General features: G+C 37.7%; 14 protein-coding genes. 7 read left to right on the top strand and 7 right to left on the bottom strand.

The window, feature by feature from the left end:
* The first annotated feature begins 288 nt into the window (after nucleotides 1-288).
* On the top strand, nucleotides 289-1,992 hold the full coding sequence (locus Q9Q86_RS04010; protein ID WP_112986542.1) for a DUF4394 domain-containing protein: 1,704 nt from the start codon (nucleotides 289-291) through the stop codon (nucleotides 1,990-1,992).
* A gap of 55 nt (nucleotides 1,993-2,047) precedes the next feature.
* Here the strand turns inward: Q9Q86_RS04010 and Q9Q86_RS04005 are convergent, their stop codons facing one another.
* The 3 genes from Q9Q86_RS04005 to Q9Q86_RS03995 all read right to left on the bottom strand — a co-directional run bounded on the left by Q9Q86_RS04005 (nucleotide 2,048) and on the right by Q9Q86_RS03995 (nucleotide 8,328).
* Nucleotides 2,048-3,154, bottom strand: coding sequence for a beta-ketoacyl-ACP synthase III (locus tag Q9Q86_RS04005; RefSeq protein ID WP_004953654.1), 1,107 nt, complete (start codon nucleotides 3,152-3,154; stop codon nucleotides 2,048-2,050).
* Nucleotides 3,155-3,200: 46 nt separating this feature from the next.
* Nucleotides 3,201-7,055 carry an ATP-dependent RNA helicase HrpA gene (gene hrpA / locus Q9Q86_RS04000; protein ID WP_112986541.1) on the bottom strand — a complete coding sequence of 1,285 codons (3,855 nt, stop codon included), beginning with the start codon at nucleotides 7,053-7,055 and terminating at the stop codon, nucleotides 3,201-3,203.
* 112 nt (nucleotides 7,056-7,167) lie between these two features.
* A complete protein-coding gene (locus Q9Q86_RS03995; protein ID WP_075696399.1) occupies nucleotides 7,168-8,328 on the bottom strand; it encodes a sterol desaturase family protein in 1,161 nt (386 codons plus the stop codon).
* A 262-nt stretch (nucleotides 8,329-8,590) separates the two neighbouring features.
* Between Q9Q86_RS03995 and Q9Q86_RS03990 the strand changes: the two genes are divergently transcribed.
* The 3 genes from Q9Q86_RS03990 to Q9Q86_RS03980 all read left to right on the top strand — a co-directional run bounded on the left by Q9Q86_RS03990 (nucleotide 8,591) and on the right by Q9Q86_RS03980 (nucleotide 10,911).
* Complete coding sequence (locus tag Q9Q86_RS03990; RefSeq protein WP_142028625.1) at nucleotides 8,591-9,619, top strand: IS701-like element ISAba11 family transposase; 1,029 nt, start codon at nucleotides 8,591-8,593, stop codon at nucleotides 9,617-9,619.
* A 286-nt stretch (nucleotides 9,620-9,905) separates the two neighbouring features.
* On the top strand, nucleotides 9,906-10,469 hold the full coding sequence (gene ahpC, locus Q9Q86_RS03985; protein WP_112987675.1) for an alkyl hydroperoxide reductase subunit C: 564 nt from the start codon (nucleotides 9,906-9,908) through the stop codon (nucleotides 10,467-10,469).
* A gap of 229 nt (nucleotides 10,470-10,698) precedes the next feature.
* Nucleotides 10,699-10,911 carry a KTSC domain-containing protein gene (locus tag Q9Q86_RS03980; RefSeq protein WP_112987676.1) on the top strand — a complete coding sequence of 71 codons (213 nt, stop codon included), beginning with the start codon at nucleotides 10,699-10,701 and terminating at the stop codon, nucleotides 10,909-10,911.
* A gap of 27 nt (nucleotides 10,912-10,938) precedes the next feature.
* On the opposite strand, the gene Q9Q86_RS03975 is transcribed toward Q9Q86_RS03980, so the two are convergent.
* The gene (locus Q9Q86_RS03975; RefSeq protein ID WP_099948520.1) at nucleotides 10,939-12,132 is read right to left on the bottom strand and encodes an alkane 1-monooxygenase; all 1,194 of its coding nucleotides are present in this window, start codon (nucleotides 12,130-12,132) and stop codon (nucleotides 10,939-10,941) included.
* Between the two features lie 122 nt (nucleotides 12,133-12,254).
* Here Q9Q86_RS03975 and Q9Q86_RS03970 point away from each other — a divergent pair, with 122 nt between their 5' ends.
* The gene (locus tag Q9Q86_RS03970) at nucleotides 12,255-13,301 is read left to right on the top strand and encodes an AraC family transcriptional regulator (protein WP_112987674.1); all 1,047 of its coding nucleotides are present in this window, start codon (nucleotides 12,255-12,257) and stop codon (nucleotides 13,299-13,301) included.
* Here the strand turns inward: Q9Q86_RS03970 and Q9Q86_RS03965 are convergent.
* On the bottom strand, nucleotides 13,278-13,865 hold the full coding sequence (locus Q9Q86_RS03965; protein ID WP_112987673.1) for an O-methyltransferase: 588 nt from the start codon (nucleotides 13,863-13,865) through the stop codon (nucleotides 13,278-13,280). The genes Q9Q86_RS03970 and Q9Q86_RS03965 overlap by 24 nt on opposite strands.
* A 38-nt stretch (nucleotides 13,866-13,903) precedes the next feature.
* Nucleotides 13,904-14,122 (bottom strand): DUF1653 domain-containing protein, encoded by a 219-nt coding sequence (locus Q9Q86_RS03960; RefSeq protein WP_099948517.1) that lies wholly within the window; start codon nucleotides 14,120-14,122, stop codon nucleotides 13,904-13,906.
* A gap of 224 nt (nucleotides 14,123-14,346) precedes the next feature.
* Here Q9Q86_RS03960 and ahpF point away from each other — a divergent pair, with 224 nt between their 5' ends.
* Both ahpF and Q9Q86_RS03950 read left to right on the top strand, forming a co-directional pair.
* On the top strand, nucleotides 14,347-15,912 hold the full coding sequence (gene ahpF / locus Q9Q86_RS03955) for an alkyl hydroperoxide reductase subunit F (RefSeq protein ID WP_234856170.1): 1,566 nt from the start codon (nucleotides 14,347-14,349) through the stop codon (nucleotides 15,910-15,912).
* A 158-nt stretch (nucleotides 15,913-16,070) separates the two neighbouring features.
* Nucleotides 16,071-16,415 carry a hypothetical protein gene (locus Q9Q86_RS03950; RefSeq protein ID WP_039908054.1) on the top strand — a complete coding sequence of 115 codons (345 nt, stop codon included), beginning with the start codon at nucleotides 16,071-16,073 and terminating at the stop codon, nucleotides 16,413-16,415.
* A 54-nt stretch (nucleotides 16,416-16,469) separates the two neighbouring features.
* On the opposite strand, the gene Q9Q86_RS03945 is transcribed toward Q9Q86_RS03950, so the two are convergent.
* Nucleotides 16,470-17,087, bottom strand: a complete 618-nt coding sequence (locus tag Q9Q86_RS03945) for a glutathione binding-like protein (protein WP_112986836.1) — start codon at nucleotides 17,085-17,087, stop codon at nucleotides 16,470-16,472.
* Between the last annotated feature and the right edge of the window lie 131 nt (nucleotides 17,088-17,218).

The following is a 17,218-nucleotide window of genomic DNA, read 5'->3' as shown; positions in this document are numbered from 1 at the left end:
TTAACGTTTCTTAACGAGCGTGAATTCCTCGTGAATAATTACCAATCGACACGCTACTACCAAAAAATCACTTAAAAACATTAATTTACTTTATACCCTAGTCCGCATAACCTGATTCAAGTAGAAGTGAATTTAAAAAAATTGTGATTTGTATTTTTTAACTTAATACATCCCTCTTTTTTGGAATTTCCTCCAAACAAAAATGAATATCAAGAAGCATTGTCAATTTAAACCGTTCATTGGAAGACGACTTCTTATTATAAATAACTTTGAGATCAGGATAGACACATGAATAAGAAAATTACAGCTTTGACTGTTACTGCATTAGCAAGCTTTGCATTGTTAGGTTGTAATAGTGATTCAGACAACGATACCGAGTCGTCAAATGTGAATACTGGCGATACTTTAATTCTAACTGCCAATGGAATGATTAGTTCAGTCGATAGATCAATGCCTGACAAGGTTGTGTCTAACCGCAAGATTAAAGGATTAATGTCTGGAGACGAACTGGTAGGTATTGATTACCGCCCTAAAGACGGCAAACTTTATGCTGTTGGTCTACAGGCGAACTTATACACTTTAAATCCAAACAATGGCGAAGCAACTTTCCTGAGAAAACTAATCGCCGACCCGAGCGATACTACAGATGGAAATGCATCTTTCACACAAATTATGGGTGATGCCAACCTTATCACTGTCAATTTTAACCCTGCTGCAGATCGCCTACGTGTAATTTCTAACACAGGACAAAACTTACGTATCAATGTTGATACTGGTGCAACCATTACAGATGGTACGATTAATTTAGCCACAGGTACTGCAGCAATTGTTGCAGGTGCTTATACCAATGCCTTTACTGGCACAGGTTCAACAAAACTATATAGCATTGACCAAAATTCTGATCGCATTTATATTCAAAATGCGAACGCAGGTACATTAGGTAATTCTACGGCTTTGGGTGCAGACATTAATACAAACGGCGGTGGCGGTTTTGATATAGACCCTGTCAACAATGTAGGTTTTGCCGCACTCAAACTCGCATCAGGCAATTATAAATTTTTTAAACTTAATCTAGCTAATGTCGGCACCTCAAGCGATGCTGTTTTTGAATCACATGACTTGAATAATAGTTTTAATAGCATGGGAATTCGTGGGATTGCATTAAAACGTTCAACCAATGCCACAGCTCAAGGCTATGGTTTAACAGCAAACAATAAACTGCTTAGCTTCTCTATTACCAATCCAAATACTGTAACTGAAAAGAGCCTCACTGGATTGCTTGTAGATGAGAAATTTATCGGTATCGATTATCGTTTTAGAACCTCAACTGACAATTCTGGCAAGCTATATGGATTAACCAATAAAGGGAATTTGTATACGATCAATACAGACACGGGTTTAGCAAGCCTCATCACAGCACTCAAACCAGCTACCAGTAGTACTTTCACAAATCTAGATGGTACAAGTTTCGCAGTTGATTTCAACCCTTTAGCAGATCGACTCCGCGTAATCAGTAATACTGGCCAGAACTTAAGAATTAACGTCGATACTGGCGATACTATAAAAGATGGCGATATTAACGGAATTTCTGAGGCTAAAGTTACTGCAGCTGCATATACCAATAGTTTCGCTACACCTATCGCGATGTTAGCTACAGAACTATTTGATCTTGATCAAACAGGCAAAACTCTCACTAAACAGAATCCACCAAACGCAGGCACATTAAATCTTATCGGTAATTTAGGAATCAACTTAGGTATAGACAATGGCTTTGATATTGCTGGTGGTGACAATGGCTTAGCTTTAGCGACTGTGGCAGGTGAAACTGGACCATCTGTACTTTATCGAGTCGACTTAAATAGCGATACAACAATTACAACACCTAGAGCACGTTTAGCTATCAGTGTAGATGGAACACCAAATTTAGCAGCTTCAACTATTGGTGGTAACACCACTCCACAAGTCATCGACCTAGCGATCTTACTTAAATAAGCTGAAATCAAAAAAACCGCATCATTGATGCGGTTTTTTATTTTGCCTATAAATTTTAAGCAATATGTTTTTGTACGATAATCGAACCAACCGAATATCCTGCGCCAAATGATGAAATTACAGCATATTCACCATTATTTACCTGCTCGCCTGTACGGTGCATTGCAATAATTACGCCCGCAGAAGAAGTGTTAGCAAACTCATCCAAAATAATTGGTGCACGATCTAAATCAGCATCCTTACCAACAACGAGTTTTAAAATTAACTCATTCATATTAGCATTCGCTTGATGCAACCAGAAGCGTTTAACTTGTTCAGGTGTTAATTGTAATTTTTCCAACTGTGCTGTAATGATTTTTGCGACAAGTGGACAAACTTCTTTAAACACTTTGCGCCCATCTTGACGGAACAATTTGTCATCAACAACCGCATCTTCACTACGGTTTAAGAAACCAAAGTTATTACGGATGTTATTTGAAAATTGGGTAAACAAATGAATATCTAAGATTTCATAACCTGATTTGGTTTCAGTTTCTTCGATAATTGAAGCAGTTGCAACGTCACCAAAGATAAAGTGCGCATCACGTGTACGATAATCCAAGTGACCTGAGGTAATTTCAACATTCAAAAGTAAAACACGGCGAGCACCACATTTCACAGCGTCATAAGCTTGCTTTAAACCAAATGTTGCAGCTGAACACGCGACATTCATATCATAAGCATAGCCTTTAATACCTAATGCCGACTGAATTTCAATCGCAACAGCAGGATAAGCACGTTGCATATTTGAGCATGCCAAAATCACAACATCGATATCTTCAGCAGTGACACCTGCATTTTCCATCGCTTGTTTAGCAGCAATTACACCCCACTCGGCTTGGAGCGAAAGTTCATCATTACTACGCTCTTGTAAGCGCGGACGTAAACGTGTTGGATCTAAAATACCTGACTTCTCAACCACGTAACGGCTTTTAATACCAGATGCTTTTTCAATAAACTCAGGACTTGAACCACGTAGAGCTTCGATCTCACCTGCTGCAATTTTGTCAGCATTTTGTTGATTAAATTGTTCTACATAAGCATTTAAACTTTCAACCAACTCTTCATTAGAAATTGTTTCAGTTGGGTGAAACAAACCTGTACCTGTTATACGGATGCCCATGTAAAACTCCTGTAAAGAATGGTTCTAACTTTCATTATTGCTCAGTTTAACCGATTGCTAATCGATCCCATAGTTTTTGTAATCTAGTTGGTGAAATTGGCATCTTTGTTTTCATTGGTTGAGAAAACAAGGAAATTCTCAATTCCTCTAACATCAAATACATTTCTTTGATTTTATGATCATTTTTAAACTTAAATACTTTGTCCATCCATGGATCGACATCATCAATTGCAGCAAGGTCACGTTGTAGATTATTTGGCAAACGATCTAAACGCAATAGCAATGCTTTTAAATAACGTGGATATTCCTGCCAAATCTCACTTGGTTTGCTATAAACAAAGTCCGCCAATGACATTAAGTCCAACTGATCCTCTATATCGTCAATACTACGACCGAATATATCTTGATCTAAAACCAACAACTCACGACGAACTTGCTGCCATTGGGTAAAAATTTCAGTGATGTCCGTTAGTACTTTTTGACCATTGCTCAAAAAGTGTTTTTTTACATCAAGTGCTAAGGTATTAAATTCTTCAGCATTTTGTGGAAGTTGTTGGATTGATACTTGTAGGGTTGCATAAACCAACATTTGTTCGAGTTTAGCGCGCTCACCCAATGGAGAATATGCCAAAGCCAAAGGTTTAGAAATCTGCTTTTTCAGTTGGCGAATCAAATCTCCAAGCTGCATATGAATCAGACGAATGACACCTTCACGATGCTGTTTGAGGGCTTCTTGCTGATCATTAAACGTTTGTACAACCACACCTGATTCATCTTTTGCTTCAAGTGCAAAAAATATCTTTGTGGGAACAAGCGCTTGATACTGTTTAACTATCACTCCTGTAACCTTTTGAGAAGCTTCAAAGATAAAGCTCTCAGGGAAGGCTTGGAACTCGCCTTGCTGTTGTTTTACTGGACGATGAGTTTCAACTCGGCATCTCGCCTTTAATTCATCTAAGTCACGACCTTGTGCAATTAATTTTCCTTTTTCATCAATCACTTTGATAAAAGGAACAAGGTATTGATCGATACGTTCAAACGAGAAATCTTTTTCAGTAATCTGCTCTCCACGTAGAGCAAAAGCGAGATAGTTAAATAGATGCTCACGTAAATGAACAGCATCGACACCCTGCATTAACTTTTTGGCTGTATCAGGAATTGGAACTAAATTGCGGCGTTTATCTTTAGGTAGTGCTTTTAATAAAGCCTCGATCAAATCTTGCCGCCAGCCAGGTATTCCCCATGACCATTGCTTTTCATCCACTTGAGGCAATGCTTGCACAGGAATTTTAACCGTAGCCCCATCTTCATCATGACTTGGATCAAAACGATAACTTGCTGCTAAACGTAATTGCCCATTGTGCAAATAATCTGGAAATTGTTGCGTAGTTGGACGATCACTCATCCAGAGTGCGTCATCCTCAACAAACAAATAACGAGGATTTTTTGCTTCTACGGTCGCTCGCCAATCTTCAAAACTATGTCGACTCGCCACTTCAACTGGTACACGTTCTGCATAAAATTGATAAATCGTTTCTTCATCGACCACTAAATCACGGCGGCGTAATTTATCCTCAACTCGCTCCACTTCTTCAAGTTTAAGCAAGTTATGTTTTAAAAATGCAGGGGTAATGCCTAAATTGCCAGTCGTGAGCGCATCACGCAGAAAGATTTCATGTGCAGCTGCCTGATCAACTTTTTCAAAGTTCACTAAACGTTTAGGTTCGATAATCAAACCAAATAAGGAAATTTGAGCATAGGCATTTACTATGCCACCTTTTTTTGACCAATGTGGTTCAAAATAGTGATATTTCAATAGGTCTCGAGCAGCTAACAATATCCATTCAGGATCTATTTTCGCCAAAGTACGCAGATAAACTTGGGATGTTTCTACCATCTCAAATGCCATAACCCACGCTGTATTGGTTTTATGCAATGTGCTGGCTGGGAAAACTTTGGCTTTTTGCTGACGAACAGCCATAAAGGTATTACGTTCATCAGTTTTGTTGGCAATAAATGAAAGTAAACCAGTTAATAAAGCTCGATGTAAATTTTCATAATTTGCACCCTTTTCATTAAAACTAAGTTTTAAACCTTCTGCCAACTCTACTAATTGTTGATGTGTTTGTTTCCACTCACGCAAACGTAACCAACTCAGAAAATGTTGGCGTGCAAACTGACGGCGTTTATTTTCAGATTGAGCATCAGGGCTTGTTTGCAATGTATTCCATAATTTTAAATAGAACAAAAAGTCAGAATCAGCTTCTTTAAATAAAGCATGCTTTTGATCTGCCTGCATTTGTTTATCTGCTGGTCTCTCACGAGGGTCTTGAATCGCTAAAGCACTAACAATAATCAAGGTTTCTTTAAGTACCCCAAAATGTGCTCCACCGATAATCATACGTGCTAAACGAGGATCAATCGGCATACGTGCCATCATTTGACCAACTTTAGTCAGATCATTCTTGCGTTCGTTCAAGGCACCCAATTCAATAAGCAACTTACGACCGTCATTTACCAAACGAAAATCAGGTGGCTCAATAAAGTCAAAATCTTCTAAACTACCTAAACCAAGACTTTGCATTTGTAAAATTACAGAAGCCAAGTTCGTCCGTTTGATCTCTGGTTCGGTAAACTCAGGACGACTTAAAAAGTCTTCTTCGCTATATAGACGAATGCACACACCCGCTGCTATACGACCACAACGCCCTTTACGTTGATTGGCTGCTGCTTGTGAAATCGCTTCAATTGGCAAACGCTGAACACGCGATCGATAGTTATAACGTGAGATACGTGCAAATCCACTATCAATCACATAGCGGATATTTGGAACGGTCAATGCCGTTTCTGCTACGTTCGTGGCAATAATGATGCGGCGACCTTTACCACCAGGATTAAAGATTTTTTGTTGTTCAGCGAGAGCTAGTCGTGCATATAGAGGTAATACCTCTGTATGACGTGGTCCATATTTCTGCAATGTTTCTTGTAATTCTCGAATTTCTTGCTCTGTACTGGCAAAAATTAGAATATCAGCATGTTCAGGATGACCTTTTGCTTCAGCATCAGCAAAACACTCTTCAACAGCTTGAACAACGGCTCTAGGTAGATTTTCCTCAAAATCATCGAACTCATCATCATCACTACCAGCAATACTCAATTCAGAAATAGGACGATAACGAACTTCAACAGGGTAATTGCGACCTTCGACTTTAAAAATTGGTGCATTATTAAAATATTGACTGAACCGATTTACATCTAAGGTTGCAGACGTAACAATCACTTTTAAATCAGGACGCTTCGGCAATAATTGCTTCAGATAGCCCATGATAAAGTCGATATTGAGAGAGCGTTCATGCGCTTCATCAATGATAATGGTGTCGTATTTTGATAAGAATCGATCATTAGTCAATTCAGCTAACAGAATACCGTCCGTCATCAACCGAACGATCGAGTCTTGAGAACCTTGCTCATTAAAGCGAACTTTAAAACCAATTGACTCGCCAAGCTTTTCACCAACTTCTTCCGCAATACGTTGCGAAACGCTTCGTGCAGCCAAACGACGTGGTTGTGTATGTCCAATCATGCCAGTAAGTCCACGACCTGCAAGCATTGCGATTTGAGGAAGCTGTGTGGTTTTACCAGAGCCTGTTTCACCTGCAACAATAATCACCTGATGCTTTTGAATAGCCTCGATCAAACGATCGGCGTATTGCGTAACAGGCAAATCTTGGTTGAGTTTGATCTTAGGCAAGCGAGCTAAACGCTGTTTTACCTTTTGGTTTGATTGTTCAAATAGTTTTTCGATTTCTGCTGTTTCTGTTTTTTTATTTTTGCGCAGTCGATTTAAACGGTGACGGTCACGTGCCATAACCAATTGATCTACATTTAAATGACTCTGCACTGAACAGCTTTCCTGAAAATTAAATAATCGGCTATTTTACGCCTTAAAATCTTGCTATGCAAAGGAACTACAGAAATCTATTGATGATATTGCTGTAGTTCTAGTTTGGTTTTTATGATTTAGATGAATGATCAAAACGATTACGTAACTGTTTGACGTATTTTTTAAATGGCCACGCAAATTGCTTTACAAAACTATTGGGGATCTTATACCCCACAGTTCCATATACACTTGCCAAATGGTTTGGCATATACACTGTTTTAAAAATGACATCATACAATGGGATAAATGCCGCATAGTTTTTATCAATTGCAGGTTTCTCTGAAGAGTGATGCCAATGATGAAACTCAGGGGTAGCTATCAGCCAGCGTAAATACGGAAATCTAAAACGTACATTTGAGTGGATGAATATCGCATGAAAAGAAATAAATACGAGATAAGCAAAAACGGCTGAGGTATGAAAACCTAATAAAAATATCGGTAACGTTGCAATAAATCGCGTCATCAATACTTCGACAATATGTAAACGTGAAGATGCTAACCAATCCATATGTTCCGTTGAATGATGGATCGCATGAAAACGCCACAAGAAATTCACCTCGTGCATCGCGCGATGCAACCAATACACAACGAAATCAACGACAATCAACAATTCTATAAATTGCAACCAAATCGGCTGTGCTTGTACAAAAGGAACGATTGGATTATTCGGAAGATGAGTAATCCAATACTGAATCGGCATGACTGTTAGAAAGGTAAAGAGTTGAATGCCAATGTGACTAAACATGAAATATTTCATATCCGTCACCCATCCCACTCTAAGTATTTTTTGATGGGGATTTTTAGCAAAAAAACCTTCTAAAGGGATAAAAACTAAAGCCAAGATCACAAGTGTTAGTACGAAATAATCAATACCTGCATAGAAAGGAATGTTCGGCAAAGTTGGGGCTTTGATTAACCCACATCCCAAAACAGCCGCAACTAATGCGAAACACAAACCATAAAACCCATATCGATTTTGTCGAAAAATCGCACTAAACGCCCCAAAACCGACACTAAGTACAATCGCGATCATCAAACTAAAATAAAAAGCATCATAATGTTTAACGTATAGCGGACGTAGTTCTGGCATGGTGAGAACTGAAGGAAATAAAAAGCATAAAGCACTGAAAATGCTTAATAATCCTAGAGACATAGATATAAAAGCACTAATCTTGCCTAAACCCGCATTGAGTTCAAGATTCTCAAATTTTTCTCTCAATTGATCTGTCATTTGTTGTATTAATTCTCTTTGAATACGAGTAATCTCGCTCGCTGTTAACTTTAATCCTGCTTAATACTTCACAGTATTTCTACCCTATCTCAAATTCTAAACATCCCAAACATTTGAAACAAGAAACATTTGGACCAATATTTAAGCATAAACAATAATATCTCCAACATGCATGAACTTCGTGCAGATTATGGTTTTTTATATAATAGGACTTACGCATTGACAGATTCAAAAAAGTATTAAAATGCTTTATAAAGTATCTGTGATTAGACGAATTAAACATGCTTCTACAGCAACCTGTACTCTACCCATTTATATGGGCTTTCTCATGACAGAACCGAACTCTATTAGCTGCACACAACTTGCCGAGACTTATAACATCTCGCATGATAGTGTAAATCGCTTTCTAGAGCGTGAAGACTACACACCTCACGACCTATATCAAGAATCAATTCAACATATTGATAATAATAAACTTATAGTCAGTATTGATGATACTGTTTTAGATAAACCATATAGTCAGCATATGGACTTAGTTAGCTATTTTTGGTCAGGCAAACACCACCGATCCGTCAAGGGTATTAATCTCATTACCTTGTATGCGACAGATCAAAATGGTCAAAATATTCCAATTAATTTCCGAATTTATGACAAATCTGAAAGTAAAACCAAGAATGATTACTTTATGGATATGTTAAGTGAAGTACTCAGTTGGGGTGCAAAGATTCAATTTATTACAGGTGATAGTTGGTATTCATCGACTGGAAATCTAAAAACCATAAGAAAATATGGTATTCGATTTATGTTTGGTATCGACTGTAACCGTAAGGTTTCCCCAGAAAAAGGACAATGGTTTCAACTGCGTTTATTGCCAGATTTTCATCAGGGTCAAGTGGTCTGGCTCAAAGATTTTGGCTTTGTACAATTATTTAAGACTCAGTTAAAAGAACAGCAGAGGTTTTATATTGTGCATCAAGATGAAGATGATTTATTGTCCTTTGAGGGTTTTCATGAATTACATTCAAGTCATTGGAAAATAGAGCAATATCACCGAGTGATTAAACAGGTTTGTCATATTGAAAAGTTTCAAGTAAGACGATCTAAACTGATTTTGAATCATATTTTTGCAGCCTTGATGGCCTACGTCGAGATACAAAAGAACCAGTTTGAGCGGATCTTTGAAAATGTATATCGTTGGCAGAAGAAATTATTTAGACCAATCATCAAAGACTTCATTGATGACTTTATTCTCGATAAAAATCATCTCCTACCACAGAGAATCTATAAATAATAGTGCGTAAGTCCTATATAATTTTATTTTTTTCAATTTTACCCTTGAATTTTAAGGCGATCGGCTTCATGTTGTAGAGCACGATCATTTTCGATATTTGTCATTTTTGCTTCATGTGAATGGAGTCAAATGGAAATATCTTTTTTTGGGTGAAAGCTATCGATCTCGGATCATTTAATTTTCCGATTTTAGTCATGTAAAAATACTATTTCCCCAATAACTAGAAATTATTTATTCTAGACCTCGCAAACAAGTTTAAAGATAAACCTCAATCATGGAGACAATGATGAGCTTGATTAATACTGAAGTTAAACCATTTAAAGCTGATGCATTCCGCAACGGTGAATTCATTCAAGTAACTGATGCTGATCTTAAAGGCAAATGGTCTGTTCTTATTTTTATGCCAGCTGCATTCACATTTAACTGCCCAACAGAAGTTGAAGATGCTGCTGAAAACTATGAAGAGTTCAAAAAAGCTGGTGCAGAAGTTTATATCGTAACAACTGACACTCACTTCTCTCATAAAGTATGGCATGAAACTTCACCAGCAGTTGGTAAAGCTCAGTTCCCATTAGTTGGCGACCCTACACACCAATTAACTCGCGCTTTTGACGTTCATATTGAAGAAGCTGGTTTAGCACTTCGTGGTACTTTCATCATCAACCCAGAAGGCGTTATCAAAACTGCTGAAATTCATGACAACGCAATCGCTCGTGACGTATCAGAAACTTTACGTAAACTTAAAGCTGCTCAATTCGTAGCTAGCCACCCAGGCGAAGTTTGCCCTGCTAAATGGAAAGAAGGTAACGATACAATCGCTCCATCTATCGACTTAGTTGGTAAAATCTAATTTCTAGATATAGAGATTAGTTAAAAACCACTCTTTTTAGAGTGGTTTTTTTATGCAGGTTACTCTCATATAAGCAATCATATTTTTCAATGATTCTTATCATTTTTTATTCACTAGAAAACTTCATTTTCTGATTGTCAGTTTTACAAAGTTGGAGTACTGTCAAAAGATGAGCACTTAAAGAGTTTTTTATATGTAATAAACGATGATCACTGCGGGGGTGCAAGGTATGGAAAAATCTGTAGTCGTAACATCTTGGAAATATGATGTTTCTTCACGTTATTTAAAAATTTTCTATAACAATGGTTCAGGCGAACTTTACCACCCAGTACCAGAGTTTATTTACGATAATTTACTTCGCTCAACAGATAAAACAGCTTTTGTGCAGAAATATCTTGAGTTTGATTTACACTTCAAACGTCTTCAAATTTCTGCTTCATGATAAAAAAAGCCCTTTTCAGGGCTTTCTTCATATCATATCTATCTCTTCTGCATATTTTTCATATATTCGTGCTTCGGCATCAGGGTGTAAATTTACTTTACTCAAGTCACCGTTGTAATGCTCTACCACTCGATCATCCATAATTTTTGACCACCATGCTGGAATGAAGGCTGGTAAAAGCATGGCACCATAACCTGCTGGTAATTGAGGTGCATTTTCAAAATGACGTAAGGTTTGGAAACTCCGTGTCGGATAAGCATGATGATCTGAATGACGTTGTAACTGGTACAGAAATAGATTCGTCACTAAATTATTATTGTTCCAGCTATGTTCTGGCAAAGTACGCTCATACTGCCCATTTTCTTTCTTCTCACGTTTTAAACCATAATGTTCAATATAGTTAACGGCTTCAAATAGAGTCACCGCATATGTAGCTTGAGTGAGTTGAAATGGAACTGAACGCATACCAAATTTCTTAAACATCAAGCCATGATAAATTGCTGACATGGCCCAACCATGAATCAGTTCATTTTCCTTGCAGAAAAATGGTAGTTTTTTGCGTTCTAAACGTTTCTTTTCTATCTCAATTGCAGATTTAAAACTTCCAATTACTGTACGTGGTAAGAACTTCCAAAAGGTCTCACCCAAGCGTGATGATGCAGGATCTTCAGGCGTTGCTACTCGACGATGATGCCCATATGGATGTTCAATTCTGAAGTGGTTATACCCCGATGGTGCTAATGCAAGATGTGATAAATAATGTTCTAAACGACCATTTTTATGGCTTAATTCATGTGCAGTATTAATTGCAATACCATTCACCATACCAACTAAAGTTCCTAATAGAACTTGATCAGCTACAGATGTGCCTTTTCGACTTGCTAAGTATGCTCCATAAACGTTAGTCGCATATTGGAGTGGTATAAAAAGCTTCACAATGCGAGAGTAATATGGGTCAGCTTCTAAGTCCGCAATCGCATCTAGTGGTGGATTTTCAGTATCCTCACCAATTAATTTGTCTAGAGTTGGGATCACACCATGGATAAATAATGGTCCAAATGAGGCAAAAAACTTTTTCGATTTTTTAGGTCCAAATTGATAGCCAGCAAGTCCACTCATCGCGATAGCAGGTACTGCAAGACCAAGTAACCACAAATGACGCTTTTTATCCTTAAATGGTGTAGTTGTTTGTTCTACATCTAATTGCGCATGCATATTCATACTAAACTCCTCAATCAAGCGTTTAATGTTTTGCTTGAATTGATTGTGTTCTTATGAACAGTTGCTATATTATCATTTTAAGACTTCATATTATCATTTTAAGACTTTATTGGAGATTTATTGTGCACAAACAACAAATCCCTGTTATTCCAGCTCGCTATTATTTACGTTTGATTGAGATATTGATCAGTACCAATCAATACGATAATTCAGTTTTAAATCAATTTAAGGATCAATTATCACAAACTGAATTTTTATCAATCCAACAAATCGAACAATTTATTGAGTTAGGATTAAGTTTACCAAATACAGAAGATTTAGCCTTTCAGTTAGGCAGAAATTTAAAACTAAGTTCACATAGCTTGGTCGGTTATGCACTTATGACCAGCCCAAATTTAGATCATGCTTTAAAATTAATTGCACAATATTTCAAGCTAATCATGCCAAGCTTTAAGCTATCCATTCAGTTTTCACAAGCGCAGCAAAAAGTAGAATTATTATTTGAACCAATTTTGCAGATGAACAAACAATGTTTAAGCTTTCATATCGAAGCAATTGCAGTCGGATTTTATTACAGTCTATTTGAGCTTGCAGGTCAGCAATTACAACGCTATCGAATTTATTTAAGTATTCCTGAACCTGCTTACAGTGATAGATACATACACCTTGTCAAAGCTCAGTTTCATTTCAATTACACTTGGTTTACAGGGATCAGAGTTGTACTTGATCAGCAGCAATTAGCACTTCCCTTGCCTTTAGCAGATGCACATAGCTTAAAAGTTGTAGAACAACGTTGTCAGGAACAGATTCAAAAAATTTATCATCAGGGTGAAATTGTTGAGTGGATCAGTACGATGTTAAGGCAAGCGAATCAAGTTCCGACACTGACTGAATGCGCGAAAGTATTAAATATTTCAACCAAAACCCTACAACGATATTTGCAACAACAAGGAGTAGAATTTAATCGCCTAAAACAAAAGATCAGTACTGAACGTGCAATTGAATTACTTGAAAATACATCCTTTACCATTACACATATTGCATATGAGTTAGGTTATTCCAACCCTGCCAATTTCACACGTGCATTTAATAAAATAATGGGGTGTAGCCCTCAAGATTATCGATTGGCACATACCAAAACTAACTCACTTCGTGACGACCATACATAAGCCTGCACCTATAGGTAATATAGTACTCATATAAAGTTCGTCATTTTTTATCAAATCTAATAATGGCTTCACTTCTGCTGGGTGAGAAATTACATTATCAATAATTAAAGTCCCACCTTTAGTTGACATGAGTCTCTTGAGATCATTCCAATAACCAGCATAGCTTCCGCGTTCGGCATCTAAGAGTATGAGATCATATTGCTCGGTGGATGCTGCCAAATAATCAGCTGCATCTCCCACCCAAAAATCAATATACGCTTCTAGACTAAATTCTTCTGCATATTTCTTCGCTTGTGCACTACGGAATGCATTGATTTCAAGTGTTTGAACATGACCGCCAACTGTCTTTGCAGCCTCAGCTAACCAAAGTGTTGAATATCCAGTGGAAGTGCCTATTTCTAAAATACGTTGGGATTGCTGTGTTCGTACCAGCATAGCCAATAATTTAGCGGACTCAGCTTCAATGTTACGAAAGCGTCGTAAACGATCTGCCTGTCGAGCATCATGTTGTTTAAATTCATCATATAAATCAGCAATTCGTTTTAAAAACACCGTGCTGGTCATATTTCACTCCCGATGATACTCAGACCTTTGGCTATCAATTATGTTGGTTGAATCAACTTAAAACGTGGAATAATTTCACCACTATCAAGTGCAACAGTTTCAGTAAACATACTTAAAGGTCGAACCCACATGGAATAATCACCATACAAGCATTGATATACAACCAACTCTTCTTCTGTTTCGCTATGTCTTGCAACATTAAATACCTGATAAAGTTGACCTTTATAGTGTTGATAAATACCACGCTGTAAAGCCATTTCACTTTCCCTTAGTTATGCCATGTAAAGATTGCAGTTATATAACAAGTTCAGAAGTATTCAAGTTTTATCTTTGAACGCATTTAATTAACATGGAGCCTTAATATTTAAAAATACGATCAAAATAATAAAAACAACCTGTTTTACCTATTTAAATAATTTGCGTACTATAGCCCCATTGAAAGAATTTAGCTGATTGAATTGCTGAGAATTTGGAGAAAGACATGTTAGATCAAAATATTAAAACTCAATTAAAAGCTTACTTAGAACGTTTAGAAAGTCCAATCGAGTTGGTGGCTGCTTTAGATGAATCCGATAAAGCTGCAAAAATCAAAGAACTCGTGACCGAAATTGCTGAACTTTCTGATCAAGTTACGGCGCGTTTTGACGGTTCAAACGCTCGCCGTCCTAGTTTCGGTGTGGCTAAAGCAGGTGAACAACCTCGTGTGTTCTTCGCTGGTCTACCAATGGGACATGAGTTCACCTCTTTGATCTTGGCATTGTTACAAGTTTCAGGTTATGCACCGAAGGTATCTGATGAGGTGTTAAATCAGATTAAAGGTTTGAACTTAAAATCAAACTTTGATGTGTTTGTATCTTTGAGTTGTCACAACTGTCCAGATGTAGTTCAAGCGTTGAACTTGATTGCGATCTATAACCCCGATGCAACTGCGACCATGATTGATGGTGGTTTCTTCCAAGAAGAAGTTGAAGAACGCAAAATCTTAGCAGTCCCAATGTTGTTCCAAGACAATGAACATATGGGTCAGGGTCGTATGACTTTGGAAGAAATCATCGCGAAGTTAGATAGCAACTCAGCAGAGAAAGATGCAGCTCTTCTCAATGCAAAAGATGCTTTTGATGTATTGGTGATTGGTGGTGGTCCTGCAGGCGGTACAGCAGCGATCTATGCAGCGCGTAAAGGGATCAAAACTGGGATTGTGGCTGAACGTTTTGGTGGTCAAGTCATGGATACCATGGATATTGAAAACTTTACTACGATTCAAAAAACAGTTGGTCCTAAGTTTGCTCAAGACATGGAAGCCCATGTCCGTGAATACGGTGTGGACATCATGAACTTGCAACGTGTCAGCAAGATCACAGGTGCAGATCAAACAGCCAATGGTTTGGTTGAAGTTGAACTAGAAAATGGTGCTAAGCTTGAGTCTAAGACCATCATTCTTTCAACAGGTGCTCGTTGGAGAGAAATGAATGTTCCAGGTGAAGCTGAATACCGTACACGTGGTGTTGCGTACTGCCCACACTGTGATGGCCCATTATTTAAAGGTAAACGAGTTGCAGTGATTGGTGGAGGTAACTCGGGTGTAGAAGCTGCGATTGATCTTGCAGGGATTGTTGAGCATGTGACTTTGGTTGAGTTTGATACCAAACTTCGTGCTGACCAAGTCTTACAGGATAAGTTAAATAGCTTGCCGAATACCACAGTTATTACCAATGCTTTAAGTACTGAAGTGGTTGGTGATGGTTCACAAGTGACAGCATTGAAGTATAAAGATCGTGCGACTGATGTAGAACACACAGTAGAACTTGCGGGAATCTTTGTACAAATTGGTTTATTGCCAAATACGGATTTCCTAAAGAACAGTGCAGTTGAACTCAGCAATCGTGGTGAGATTGTGATTAACGATCGTAATGAAACCAATGTACAGGGTGTATTTGCAGCAGGTGACTGTACGACAGTACCATACAAGCAAATCATCATCGCAACAGGCGAAGGTGCGAAAGCAGCATTATCTGCCTTTGATTACATGATTCGTTCTACAAACTAAGTCAATATCTTGTTTTGTGACCACACTTACATTTAACAATGTAAGTGTGTGTTTTTACAAGTTATCAACAAATTTGTAACTTTCTTATTCACTCGCTTTGTGTTTATATTTTCGATATCCATACGTGTTGGATGCCACAACGAAAAGGAAATATGAAAATGAATAAATTACTTGTTGCGTTAGGTCTAGCTGCTACTGTTGCTCTTGTAGGCTGTAATAAAGATAAAGCACCAGAAACTGGTGCAACAACGGGTGAACATTTAGAAAACGCTGCTGAACAAGCTGGCGCTGATGTGAAAGATGCTGCTGATGCTGCAACAACCAATGTAGCTACAGCGGTTGATACTGCTGCTGATCAAATCGACGCTGCTGCTGATCATACTGCTCACGCAACCGCTGAAGCCGCTGCTAAAACTGAAGCTGCTGCACGTGATGCAACTGCTAATGTTGCTGGTGCTGTAGAATCAGGTGCAGCTGAAGTGAAAGAAAAAGCTCAACAATAATTTGTTGATAATAAAAAAGCCTCTGTAGACAGAGGCTTTTTTATTTGTACATTTTTAATTAAACAAACCTTCATCACGCATTGCAATTTGTACAGACTGACGTTCTGCAACTTTATTTCGTAGCGCGATAATATTGGTATAAGGCGTTAAATCATGCTCAATATGATTTGACCAGTTTGTCAGTACAAATAAATATGCATCCGCTGGACCAAAATTATCATCAACTAGATAATCATATTCAGATTCAGCTAAATAATTATCGATATATTTAAGTAAACGATCTACTTCTGCATATGCTTTGGTCTTTTCATCATCTGTAAGTTTACCACCAAAGAAAACAGCATATGCATCATGAAGTTCTGAGTTCAAATAACCCAACCATTCCAATACCTTAGCTCGTCCCATCCCTGATGGTGGAATTAAATCTTGCTTTGGATCGTGTTGTGCTAAGAATGGTAATATCGCTACATTTTCAGTCAAAATTAGACCTGGATTAATTTCTAGTGCTGGGACATACCCCTTAGGATTAATCTCGTAATAATCTGCACCTTTAGAAGTTTTATGCGTTTTTAAATCAACTCGTTCTAAATCAAAATCAACATTTATTTCATTTAAAATAATGTGTGCCGCTAACGAACATGCGCCTGGTGAATATACAACTTCATCTCTAATCCTTGTTATCTAACTACTTATGCTCTTGAACTTCGAATGAACATCGAGAACAGATATAGATTTAAATTTATAATAGCTCTAATGCTAAAAACATCTACCCATCTACTATTAATGAATTTTTTTCTAGCTTG

The organism is Acinetobacter sp. A22, from assembly GCF_030913345.1.
GTDB classification, from domain to species: domain Bacteria; phylum Pseudomonadota; class Gammaproteobacteria; order Pseudomonadales; family Moraxellaceae; genus Acinetobacter; species Acinetobacter junii.
This window is presented reverse-complemented; position numbering and strand designations above follow the sequence as displayed.

Coding starts and splice junctions, on each gene's coding strand:
- Q9Q86_RS04010 (WP_112986542.1), top strand. CDS start 289: ATGAATAAGAAAATTACAGCTTTGACTGTTACTGCATTAGCAAGCTTT.
- Q9Q86_RS04005 (WP_004953654.1), bottom strand. CDS start 3,154: ATGGGCATCCGTATAACAGGTACAGGTTTGTTTCACCCAACTGAAACA.
- Q9Q86_RS03995 (WP_075696399.1), bottom strand. CDS start 8,328: ATGACAGATCAATTGAGAGAAAAATTTGAGAATCTTGAACTCAATGCG.
- ahpC (WP_112987675.1), top strand. CDS start 9,906: ATGAGCTTGATTAATACTGAAGTTAAACCATTTAAAGCTGATGCATTC.
- Q9Q86_RS03980 (WP_112987676.1), top strand. CDS start 10,699: ATGGAAAAATCTGTAGTCGTAACATCTTGGAAATATGATGTTTCTTCA.
- Q9Q86_RS03975 (WP_099948520.1), bottom strand. CDS start 12,132: ATGAATATGCATGCGCAATTAGATGTAGAACAAACAACTACACCATTT.
- Q9Q86_RS03965 (WP_112987673.1), bottom strand. CDS start 13,865: ATGACCAGCACGGTGTTTTTAAAACGAATTGCTGATTTATATGATGAA.
- Q9Q86_RS03960 (WP_099948517.1), bottom strand. CDS start 14,122: ATGGCTTTACAGCGTGGTATTTATCAACACTATAAAGGTCAACTTTAT.
- ahpF (WP_234856170.1), top strand. CDS start 14,347: ATGTTAGATCAAAATATTAAAACTCAATTAAAAGCTTACTTAGAACGT.
- Q9Q86_RS03950 (WP_039908054.1), top strand. CDS start 16,071: ATGAATAAATTACTTGTTGCGTTAGGTCTAGCTGCTACTGTTGCTCTT.